At 69.9% G+C, this 10,462-nt stretch carries 13 protein-coding genes; 1 reads left to right on the top strand and 12 read right to left on the bottom strand.

Translation table 11 applies throughout. The annotated features are described in order from the left end of the window. Positions 1–5 precede the first annotated feature (5 nt). The 7 genes from D7V97_RS12460 to D7V97_RS12430 all read right to left on the bottom strand — a co-directional run bounded on the left by D7V97_RS12460 (position 6) and on the right by D7V97_RS12430 (position 5,628). Positions 6–692, bottom strand: coding sequence for a uracil-DNA glycosylase (locus D7V97_RS12460; RefSeq protein ID WP_120610838.1), 687 nt, complete (start codon positions 690–692; stop codon positions 6–8). Next, entirely contained in the window at positions 689–1,873 is a 1,185-nt protein-coding gene (locus D7V97_RS12455) for an AI-2E family transporter (RefSeq protein WP_199728783.1), read from the bottom strand. Before D7V97_RS12455 ends, D7V97_RS12460 begins: the two co-directional genes overlap by 4 nt. A 58-nt stretch (positions 1,874–1,931) precedes the next feature. After that, positions 1,932–2,681, bottom strand: a complete 750-nt coding sequence (locus tag D7V97_RS12450) for a FecR domain-containing protein (protein ID WP_158623346.1) — start codon at positions 2,679–2,681, stop codon at positions 1,932–1,934. Beyond that, positions 2,678–3,055: a PEGA domain-containing protein gene (locus tag D7V97_RS12445; protein WP_120610835.1), complete on the bottom strand. Its 378-nt coding sequence runs from the start codon at positions 3,053–3,055 to the stop codon at positions 2,678–2,680. Before D7V97_RS12445 ends, D7V97_RS12450 begins: the two co-directional genes overlap by 4 nt. After that, positions 3,055–4,266, bottom strand: coding sequence for a hypothetical protein (locus D7V97_RS12440; RefSeq protein ID WP_120610834.1), 1,212 nt, complete (start codon positions 4,264–4,266; stop codon positions 3,055–3,057). The genes D7V97_RS12445 and D7V97_RS12440 overlap by 1 nt, the downstream gene beginning before the upstream one ends. Before the next feature lie 22 nt (positions 4,267–4,288). After that, positions 4,289–5,107 carry an LPP20 family lipoprotein gene (locus D7V97_RS12435; protein ID WP_120610839.1) on the bottom strand — a complete coding sequence of 273 codons (819 nt, stop codon included), beginning with the start codon at positions 5,105–5,107 and terminating at the stop codon, positions 4,289–4,291. Between the two features lie 188 nt (positions 5,108–5,295). Next, positions 5,296–5,628, bottom strand: coding sequence for a PilZ domain-containing protein (locus tag D7V97_RS12430; RefSeq protein WP_120610833.1), 333 nt, complete (start codon positions 5,626–5,628; stop codon positions 5,296–5,298). Between the two features lie 238 nt (positions 5,629–5,866). Between D7V97_RS12430 and D7V97_RS12425 the strand changes: the two genes are divergently transcribed. Further along, a complete protein-coding gene (locus tag D7V97_RS12425) occupies positions 5,867–6,604 on the top strand; it encodes an FKBP-type peptidyl-prolyl cis-trans isomerase (RefSeq protein WP_120610832.1) in 738 nt (245 codons plus the stop codon). Between the two features lie 51 nt (positions 6,605–6,655). On the opposite strand, the gene D7V97_RS12420 is transcribed toward D7V97_RS12425, so the two are convergent. The 5 genes from D7V97_RS12420 to D7V97_RS12400 form a co-directional block, all read right to left on the bottom strand. After that, positions 6,656–6,901, bottom strand: a complete 246-nt coding sequence (locus D7V97_RS12420) for a hypothetical protein (RefSeq protein WP_120610831.1) — start codon at positions 6,899–6,901, stop codon at positions 6,656–6,658. After that, a complete protein-coding gene (locus D7V97_RS12415) occupies positions 6,898–7,539 on the bottom strand; it encodes a hypothetical protein (protein WP_120610830.1) in 642 nt (213 codons plus the stop codon). Before D7V97_RS12415 ends, D7V97_RS12420 begins: the two co-directional genes overlap by 4 nt. 36 nt (positions 7,540–7,575) lie before the next feature. After that, the gene (locus D7V97_RS12410) at positions 7,576–9,696 is read right to left on the bottom strand and encodes a hypothetical protein (protein ID WP_120610829.1); all 2,121 of its coding nucleotides are present in this window, start codon (positions 9,694–9,696) and stop codon (positions 7,576–7,578) included. 90 nt (positions 9,697–9,786) lie between these two features. Then, complete coding sequence (locus tag D7V97_RS12405; RefSeq protein ID WP_120610828.1) at positions 9,787–9,990, bottom strand: cold-shock protein; 204 nt, start codon at positions 9,988–9,990, stop codon at positions 9,787–9,789. A 245-nt stretch (positions 9,991–10,235) separates the two neighbouring features. Beyond that, entirely contained in the window at positions 10,236–10,439 is a 204-nt protein-coding gene (locus D7V97_RS12400) for a cold-shock protein (RefSeq protein ID WP_120610827.1), read from the bottom strand. Positions 10,440–10,462 lie beyond the last annotated feature (23 nt).

Genomic DNA, 10,462 nt, shown 5'->3' with positions numbered 1-10,462 from the left:
CCCACCTACCCCGCTCCCTCCAACAACGCCCGGATGCGTTTCATCACCGCATCGAACATGGCGGGGGTGAGCCTCCCCGTCTGGGTGTTCTGCTGGCTGACGTGGTAGCTGCCCACGAGCCACCGGCCGTCCGGCAGCCGGAACTCGGCCCCGTGGCCGAACGCGGGCCTTGGCGAAGGCAGGACGTTGCCCACCCGCACCGCCGACGCCAGCGCGGCGTTCCACCCGATGGCCCCCAGGGCGAGCAGCACCCGGCCGGGCAACAAGGCCATCTCCCGGTCGAGGAAGGGCGCGCACCGGGCCACCTCCTCCGGCAGGGGCTTGTTGTCCGGCGGCGCACACCGGGCGGCGGCGACGATGAAGGCGTCCTTCAACTGGAGCCCGTCGTCGCGGCGTTCGCTACGGGCCTGGGAGGCGAAGCCCGCCCGGTGGAGGCCCGCGAAGAGGAAGTCGCCGGAGCGGTCCCCCGTGAACATCCGCCCCGTCCGGTTGGCACCGTGCGCGGCGGGCGCGAGCCCCACGATGATCAGCCGGGCCCCGGGGTCGCCGAAGCCGGGCACGGGCTTCCCCCAGTAGTCCCAGTCGCGGTAGGCCCGGCGCTTCACCCGGGCCACCTCTTCGCGCCATTCCACGAGCCGGGGGCAGGCCCGGCACGCGGTGATCTCGCGGTGCAGTGCTTCCAGCTTCGTCACGGCGCGCGCGCTCCCCCCTTGTAGAGGTCGGTGCGGCGGTAGCGTTGGATGACCACGCTGAGGACGACCTTGAGGATGGCGCTGGCCGGCACCGCGAGCAGGATGCCCACGAAGCCGAACAGCTCCCCGAACGCGAGCACGGCGATGATGACCGCCACCGGCGCCAGGCCCACCTTCTCACCCACGACGCGCGGGGTGATGACGAAGCCCTCCAGGAGCTGCCCCACCACGAAGGTCGTCACCACCACCGCCAGCTGCCACGGCCCCTGCCACGACAGCAGCACGCCCAGCACCGCAAGCACCACGCCGATGCCCGTGCCCAGGTAGGGCACCATGTTGCCGAAGCCCGCGATGAGGCCGATGGCGATGGCCAGGTCGATGCGCGCCAGGGACAGCCCCACCGCGTAGATGACCGACAGGATGGCGCCCACGGTGAGCTGACCCTGCACGAAGGCGGAGAGCACCTCGTCCACCTCGCGGAAGCGCTGGGTCAACAGCGCCACCGAGCGGCGCGGCAGCAGGTCCTGGATGCGCCCCATGAGGCGCGGGTAGTCCTGCAGGAAGAAGAACGCCAGCACCGGCACCACCGACAGTCCCAGCAGCGTGGCCGCGAAGCGCGCGGTGTTGCCGGCGAAGCTCGCCACCAGCCGCGCCGCCGTGGGGCCCGCGCTCTGGAGCAGCTCGGAGGCCTTCTCGCCCAGCTCCGCGGTGCGCTGGCTCACGAGCTCCGGCAGCGACACGCCCAAGAGCGACTCCACCTGCGGCACCACCTGCGTGCTGGCGCGCTGGAAGAAGCCGGGCAGCTTGGCAGCCTCGTCGCGGAACACCGGCACCAGGTACAGGCCCGCGCCCACCAGCAACAGCGTGCCCGCGAAGAACAGCACGGACGTGCCCAGCGTGCGGTCCAGGCCGCGCTTCTCCAGCAGCGTCACCAGCGGGTTGAACGCGTACGCGCCCGTCAGCGCCAGCAGCACCGGCACCGCCACCCCGCCGAACACCGACAGGAGCGCGAACACCAGCGCGAGCGAGCCCACCATCACGCCGGACCACACGAAGTCGACCCGGCGGGCCTCGGCCTCGTCCAGGGCCCCGGGATCACCGGCCGGGGGTACGGGCTCCGGGTGCACGACATGCAGCACCGGGAGCACGTCCGGGGACGCGGCGGGTTCCGGAGCCTTCACCGCGCGCTCACTGCCTCTCTTGCGACGTCCGATGACCGCCTCCCTGTCCCCGCCCATCCTACGGCGTCTGGGGGCCCTGATTGCGGTTGACGAACTGGCCAAAGGCGTCGTCCGCCACCTTGCGGTCCAGGGCGCCGACCTTGGTCCGGCCCAGCTCCGCGTCCACCACCACCTGCCGGTTCGCCTGGAGCTGGATGAACTTCTCCGTCCACTGCTCCAGCGTCACTTCGTGGGGCCCCGGCACCTGGGTGCGCTCGCCGGGCTTCGTCTTCTTCGCCTCGCCGGGCTTCACCGGCAGCCGCGCCGTCACCCGCACGTTGCCCTCCGACACCTGCACCAGCGTGCGCGGCGAGAGGGCGCCCATCACCGTGGGTGCGGCGGCGTCCACCCGGAAGCGCGTGCCCCGGACGCCCGCGACCGCGCGGTCCGTCTCCACGTCGAACTTCGCCTGCGAGCCCGCGAGCGCCTTCTTCACGCTCGCCCAGACCTTGCCCAGGCCCAGCTTCGCGACGAAGCCCTTGCGCTCCTGGCCCTCGAAGTCCGCCTCGCTGATGAACAGCCGGCTGCCCTCGCCCAGCATCAGCACGCTGCCGTCGTTGAGGGTCAGCTTGAGGTTGGACTTCGGCCCGACCTCCAGCGTGTCCTTCACCTCCACGTCCGCGCCCACCGCCAGCGGTTGAGACGCACCGCCCTCCGGCAGCCGCGACGCGGTGCCCTCCAGCACATCCACCCGGCCAATGGCCCCGAACGCCAGCCCCGGCAACAGGCCTGCGAGGAGCACCGCCCACGTCCTGCGCTGTCGCTTCACGGAGCACCTCCGCTGGCCTCGGGCGTCACGGGACGAAGCTTCACCTTCAGCGTCACCCGCGCCCCGCTGGGCTCGTAGTAGGTCGTGTAGGGCCAGAACCCGCGCTTCTTCACTTCCACCTGGTGGAAGCCCGCCTCGCCCAGGCGCAGGCTGCGGGACACGCCGGAGAAATCACTGCACGTGCCCTGCTGCACGCCGTCCAGCAGGACCTCGGCGTCCTCGGGCTCGCACCGGAGCACGAGGTCGCCGCGCTTGCCCTCGGCGGAGGCCATCAACTCGCGGGCCCGGGCCATCGTCGCCGGCTGCTCCTGCTTCGCCGCGCAGCCGCCCAGCGCGGACACCAGCGCGAGCAGCGCCGTCCACCGGAAGTGCATCACGGCGCCACGGTCAGCTCGACGGTGTTCGCCGTCACGCCCGTCACCAGCACCTTGCGCTTCTGGAACGTCTTGCCCCCGAGCTGCCCGGCCAGTTCGTCCGTGCCTCCCAGGAACGTGAGGTCGAAGCGCGTCGCGTCCTTGCCGAAGGTCGCCTTGCCCGGCTCGCCCCGGAGGCCCGTGAGCGACTCCGCCAGCACCTTGCGGAACGCCTGCACCGCCGCGTAGTCCTTCAGCCCCAGCACGGTCACCGACACGCGGTTGCCGTCCTGCTGGGACGCGCGCACGTACTCGATGACGGGGGCGCGGACCTCGGTGATGATGCGCTGGCCGCGCCGACGCGCGATCTCATACGCCGTCCTGTCATACGAGATGACCGCCTTCGACGGCCCGCCCAGGTCGTCTGGCCCGGAGGCGAACTTCCCCGCCACCTTCGCGAGCTGGCTGCCGTTGTCGGTGGCGAACACCGCCAGGTCGTACTCGCCGGACACGGAGAAGACGAGCTGCCGGCCCTTGTCATCCACCTCCGGGATGATGCCGTTGCCCGTGGGCGGCTGCTGCCGGAACACCACCGTGCCGTAGAGGATGTAGTCCGCGCGGCTCAGGTCGCCGATCTCCTTCGCCTCCGTGGCCGACAGCGCCACGCCCGGCTGGAGCTTCACCTTGCCCGCGGCGAAGTGCGGGTCGATGATCGTCCATTGGTCCTGCTTGAAGGCGTCCGTCAACACCGTGGCGAACAGGCCGCCATTCGTGACGAGCCCCTTCGGATCCACCGTCTGCTCCTGCGTCAGGATGACGAGCTTCGGGCTGCCCAGCCGGCGGATCAGCGCCTGCACGGCCTGGAGGTCCTTGTCGAGCTGCTCCGTGCCCACCTCCGCGCGCACGGTCACCTTCGCGACGTCGGCCAGCACCTCGCGGCCCAGCACATCGTAGCGGCGCACGTAGCCGGCGCTGTTCGTGAAGACGCGGTCGCTGATCAACTGGCTGTTCGCGGTGAGCGTGTCCGCGGACACCATCACCCCGGCCACCTGCTCCACGGCTTCGCGCAGCGCGGCGGCCTTCGCCTCGTTGAACGCCTTGTCCACGTTGCCGCCCACGATGGCGGCCTCACCGGTGGCTTCCTTCACCACCACGCCGGGAGTCGACCTGGGCGCGGCCGCGAGCGCCGTGGTCGCGAGGAACAGGCAGAGCGCGGAGAGCTTCAGGGGCATGGTCGTTCCTCGGACCTCGGCGCTACTGCGTGACGATGGCGACCCGACCTTCGGCCAGGAAGCGCATGTCCGCCTCGGTGAGCGCGCGGGCGCCTTCCGCGTTGAGGACCAGGTCGGAGCCCTGCACCTGCGCGGCCTTCACCACCAGCGGCTTGTCACCCACCAGCGCGGCCTTCCGGGCGGCCTCCAGACTTTCGTACCAGGCCGCCACGCCCGTCGCGCCGCGCGCCTCGTCCGTGAGCACCGTCGCCGCGTAGAGCGGCTTGCCAGCCGCGTCCACCAGTCGGGGCGAGAGCACCGGCTTCAGGCCCAGCCCCCGCGCGTCCACCACGAGGCCCGTGTACTTCTTCGCGCCCTCGGCGTTGAGCACGATGGCCACGTCCTGCGCGGGGATCAGCGCCGCGGAGAGCGCCGCGAGCGGCACCTCCACGTCCAGCTCCACGCCGCTGTCGGAGAAGTAGCGCCGGGCCACGACCTTGTAGCCGCGGATGGCGCCTTCGACGCGGCCCTTCACCTCGTCGCGCGCCCACTCGTCGCCCACGGTGCGGCCCGCGCTCACCTGGATGCCCTTGGCCTGCTCCAGCAGGTTGCGGAACGCGTCCAGCTTCGCGGCGCGCTCGGCGCCCAGACGGGCCTGCGCGGGATTGGCGGCCTTGAGGTCCGGCGCACCGGAGCCCGTGGCGCGCAGGACCTGGCCTTCCCAGTTGATGCCCGGCGCGGAGGTGGCGCGCGGGGCTTCAGCAGCGGGGGGTGTCGTGGGTGCGGCGGCCTTCGCGTCCTTGCCCTGGCCCAGCGCCGTCAGCGGCACGGCCAGCAACAATCCCCACAGCGAACGCCTCACGGAGCACTCCTCCCGCTGTCGCCGTGGATCCGGCGAGCGCACAGGAAAACTTCTCCGGTCATTCAAGGGGGCCACTCCGCGCGAAGTCAAGGCGACCCGGGGGATGGGCCGACGCCGCTCGCGCGCACTGCGAACCGCTGGTGGCACCGCGCAATCACGGTGGCACACGCGCGGGGTAACACCTCGCGTCAGTTCTCGTTCGCGTGACGGTCGACGTAGGCGTCGATCATCTTGCGGTGCCGCTCGGTGAGGAGCGTGAAGCGCACGCCCGACTGCTCGCGGCGGCCCAACTCCTTCCACTCACGTACGACTTCACCCTCGGCGTAGATGATCTCCTCGGAGCCGGGGAGCTGGAACTGGAGGCCCACGCGACGTGCGTCGTTCTGGGGCTCAATGAGGCGGGAGAGGCTGACACCTTCCTGGCTGATGTCCGCGGCGCGGGTCATGTACGGCACGCCGCCCATGTACTTGTTGAGGTAGATGTCCAGGGGCGCCCGATTGGCCTTCCGCTTCTCGCTCATTGGCTCATGACCTCCGGCTGGTGCAACAGGTCGCTTCGGGGGTGAAGCGACCTGGAGGCACAGTACGGTCAGTCGTCATGCGCGCAAGAAAACGACGCTCTCCCACCGCGATAGGCTGGGCTTCATGCGCCGCGTTTTTCCGCTCGCTGGATTCTTCGCATTGGCTTGTGCGTGCGAGGGATGACCGGCAGCGCATGAGCGGCCCTATAGTCGCCCCGTTCTCGTGAAAGGCGGAAGCATGCGTATGCAGTGGATGGCGGCCCTGGTGTTCGCGCTCGGTGTTCCGGGCTTCGCCCAGGCCCAGGCCCCGACGAAGACCTCCAAGCCGGCCGCCGCGCCCGAGGCCGCCGCGAAGGCGCCCGCGCCCCCCGTGGAGCTCAAGACGGATGATCAGAAGACCATCTATTCGCTCGGGCTGACGCTGGGCCAGAGCGTGACGGCGCTCGCCCTGACGCCCGAGGAGATCCAGCTCCTCCAGCGCGGCCTCCAGGACTCGCTCTCCGGAGCGGCGCCCCTCGTGGACCCCAAGGAGTACACCCCGAAGATCCAGACCCTGGCGAAGTCGCGTCAGGCCCAGGTGAACGTCGCCATCCTGGACCGTGCTTCCAAGGAGCCCGGCGCCACGCGGCTGCCCTCCGGCGTCATCTACCGTGAGCTCAAGGCCGGCACCGGAAAGACGCCTCGCGCCATCGACACCGTGAAGGTGCACTACAAGGGCACCCTCGTCGACGGCACGGAGTTCGACAGCTCCTACTCGCGCGGCATGCCGGTGGAGTTCCCGCTCAACGGCGTCATCCCCTGCTGGACCCAGGGCGTGCAGAAGATGAAGGTGGGCGCCAAGGCGAAGCTCACCTGCCCCGCCAGCACCGCCTACGGCGAGCGTCCGCCCCAAGGCTCGCGCATCCCGCCCAACGCCGTGCTCCAATTCGACGTCGAACTGGTGGACGTGCCCGGCAACACCGCTGCCAGCCCGTAGGCCCGGATGCAACATCGGGGGCCCGCGCGACACGGGCCCCCGATGCGAACGTCACAGCACCGGCGAGCGCACCGACCGACCGTCGAACGGCGGGTCGGCCATGATGGCCTGGGCCATCCGGTCCGCGAAGGCGCGCCCCTCCTTCGCGAAGGAGGCGGTCTCCTCGTCGTTGAGGAGCACGCGCACCTCGAACTGGACGATGCCACCCACCAGCACCTCGATGGACAGCGCCCCGTCCCTGCCACGCAGCACGCGGTACAGGAGCGGGCTCTGGAGCACCACCTCTTCGTCGCTCATGGGATTTCCGCCACCTGCGTGTCAGCCACCGGCGCGTTGATGACCATCACCTCCGGCACCCCGCCGGACGTGTAGCCGCCGAACTTGAAGCAGTCCTTGTCCTCGGGCGTGGTGCACTTCCACACGCCCGGATCCGCGTCCACCGGCAGCCGCGTGCAGACCTTCTGCGCCGCCAGGTCCAGCGTCATCATCCGCAGCGGGCCTTCGAAGTTCTTCGCCGGCAGGCCCAGCGCCTGGCCCAGCACCGCGGGGTCGTGCTTCCCGTCCGCCGTCTTCGCCTTCTCCACCGCGCCCTGGATGGTCCCCGCGGGCGCCGCGAACAGGTAGCAGGCCACGTCGTTGCAGCGGCCGAAGTTCTTCGCGCCCGTCTGCACCACGAACTTCTGGTACGCGCTGTCCGTCATCAGCCACGACACCTTGCGGTCCGCGAAGTTCTTCTCCACGTGCTGATCAATGCCGTACGGGCTCGCCAGCGCGTCCGCCTCCTTCGAGACGGCCTTCTGCGTGTCGTCACAGTTGTCCACCAGCGACGCGGGCGGCGGAGGCGTCGGCTTCGTCCCGCCCCTCATCGAGGCACAGCCAACCACGGTGGACAACGAGCCCAGCAACAGCGCACGGAAAATAGGATTCACGGTCATTCCTCCAGTAAGCGTCAAAGAAGAAATGTCCGGATATCACAGCGCCTTGGCGGTGGCCCTCAACAAAGACTCCGCGCTGACGGGGGCCCCGGTGGCGTGGCGCATCCATTCATCCGGGGTGACGGAGCCGAAGATGGCCATGCGTTCGAACTCCGCGCCCAACGGGCCGTGCTGCTTCAGGTGCTCTTCAATCTGGAACGCGATGAGGTGCCCGAGCGGGTAGTCCGGCAGGTACAGCGGGTAGCTGATCATGTGGCTGTAGATGCCGAGCAGCGGGCTGTCCTTCCGGCCCAGCACCGGCGCGTAGTACTGGTTCCACACGTCCCGCGACACCTGGCCCACCGCCTCGCGGAGCTGCGCGGGCGTGGCGTCCGGGTGGTCGTACATCCAGTGCCACGTGGCCATGTCCACCAGCGCCACGCCGGCGATCTCCCAGGACTGCCAGAAGTCGTTGAGCACGCGCTCGCGCTCGCTGGCCGCGTCGGGCTGGCCCAGGCCCAGGAGCTCCAGGTCGCGCGCCTGGAAGACGAAGGCCAGCGCCTCCGTGAACGCGTTGTTGGGGACGCCGGACAGGAGCGTGTGGTCCACCTGGTACAGGCTGAAGACCTGCTCCACGTTGTGCCCCAGCTCGTGCACCGCGATGTTGTAGCCCTTGTAGTCCATGCCCCCCTTCTCCACGCGCGTGCGCAGGCGGGGGAAGTCGCCCCGGCGCAGCGCCTGCTGGGCATGTCCCGCACCGCGTGACGCGTCCACGCGGATGTACGAGGCGAGCGTGTCCGCCTTCTCCTTCGTGAAGCCCAGGCCCTGGAGGATGCGGGGGATGTCGCGCGCGAACGCGTCCGCCGTGGGGTAGCGCTTGCGCGTGAGGGCATCCAGCTGCGCCTCGGGCACCTTCGCGCCCGGACGGAAGCCCGGGTACCAGAGGTCCTGCGGCTCCAGCGGGCGGCCCAGCCGGGATTCAATAAGCTTCGCCACGCGCGGCACCAGCGGCGAGGCGAGCAGCTCCGTCAAGAGAGCGCGCACCCTCTCCTCCGGCAGGCCCCGGTCCAGCTCGAAGCTGCGCGCGATGCGCGTGGGGGCCACGGGCGAGTACGGATCCGCGCGCCGCGATGCCTGGAAGGTGGCGAGCAGCCGCGCGTAGCGCGTGTCCGGCTCCGGCGCGACGTCCGCCTTCACGCTGGTGCCGGCCACGCGCTCCGGCGCGTTCGGCTCCACCGAGTCCGGTGGGGCCACCGTCACGGCGTTGGTGAACGGATCCCAGTCCACGCGCGGGTTGTCGATGACGGCGGCGGGGATGGTCTGGGTGACGATGCGCTCCATCACCTGGACGATCATCCGCTGCTTCGCCAGCCCCTTCGCGTCGGTGTAGTCCGCCTTCAGCTCGTCGCGCAGGTTCCAGTGGCTGATGAGCCGCAGGCCCTGCGGAAACAGCCGCTGGCCCTTCGCGTCCACCAGGTGGTGCATCCAGATGTTGTACTCGGCGATGTAGAGGTTCGCCTCCGCGATGGCCTTGGACACCTGCTGCTCCACCTCCGCGGGCACGCGCCGGTTGAAGCGCGACGCGAGCTTCGCCTCCGCCCACTGCCGCCGCGTCCACGTCGGGCCCGCCTTCGCGCGCTCGGCCAGCGTGGTGAGCGGGAAGTTGAGCAGCACGACGAAGCCCGGCTTCGCCTGGAACAGGTCCGACGTGACGTTGGAGGACGGGTCGTACGCCGCGAGCAGCGACTCCACCGGCAACAGCGGCCCCAGGTCCAGGTCCGTGAACCACTGGAGCTCGCGCCCCAGCTCGTTCATGTGGCCATCCAGCTGTTCGAACAGGCCCTCCAGGCGCCGAAACGTCGCGTCCAGCTGTGGGCCCTCCGGCAGGAACTGCTCGCGCGCGAAGGCCGCCAGGTCCCCGTCCTCCGGGCGCCAGAGCGCGGCCACCTGCTCCACGCCGCGGTCGATGCGGGCCTTCTGCGCTTCTCCATGCTTCGCCACCAGCTCCAGCTTCAGCGCGGCGAGGGCCTCCTTGGACACGGGCGCGGACGGGGCGACTCCGGCGGTGCGGGCGGCCGACGGAGCGGGCGCCGTGGGCGTGGAGGCGGTGGCGCAGCCGAGACCGGCCACGAGCGGGAGGAGGCGCAGGCGCGAGAAGCGCGAGGGACGGGCGGGCATGGGGGGCTCCGGAAAATACAGAAGGCCCGACCCTTGAATGGATCGGACCTTCTGGTGAGTCACGAAGTCGTCAGGCTGACGACGACGGGCTCAGATGGGGCGAACGTTCTGCGCCTGCAGGCCCTTGGGGCCCTTGGCGACGTCGAACTCCACCTTCTGGCCTTCGGCCAGCGAGCGGAAGCCATCCGCCTGGATGGACGTGTGGTGGCAGAAGAGGTCCTCGCCCCCGCCGTCCTGGGTGATGAAGCCGAAGCCCTTCGCATCGTTGAACCACTTCACGGTACCGGTAGCCATTTGCTTGTTCTTCTTTCCATCGCGGACAGGAAAAGTCGCCGTCCGGCCCTACAGAGAGTCAACCCTACAAGACGGGCGCACACTAGGCACCCGCTCTGGGAGAAGTCCACTCCCCTCTTTCGCTTTCCGTCATCCTTCGGACCCTTGCAGGTAGGCCGAGCGTGCGCCGGAAAACACAGAAGGCCCGAACCCGGTGGGGATCGGACCTTCTGGCGAATCAGGAAGTCGTCAGGATGACGACGGGTTCAGACGCCGCGAACGTTCTGCGCCTGCAGGCCCTTGGGGCCCTTGGTGACTTCGAACTCCACCTTCTGGCCCTCGGCCAGCGAGCGGAAGCCGTCCATGTTGATGGCGGTGTGGTGGCAGAACACGTCTTCGCCGCCGCCGTCCTGGGTGATGAAGCCGAAGCCCTTCGCATCGTTGAACCACTTCACGGTACCGGTCGCCATTGCCTTGTTCTTCTTTCCATCGC

The organism is Corallococcus sp. CA053C (assembly GCF_003611675.1).
Classification (GTDB): Bacteria; Myxococcota; Myxococcia; order Myxococcales; family Myxococcaceae; genus Corallococcus.
Note: the sequence above shows the minus strand (reverse complement) of the source record. Positions and strands in the feature narration are given on the sequence as shown.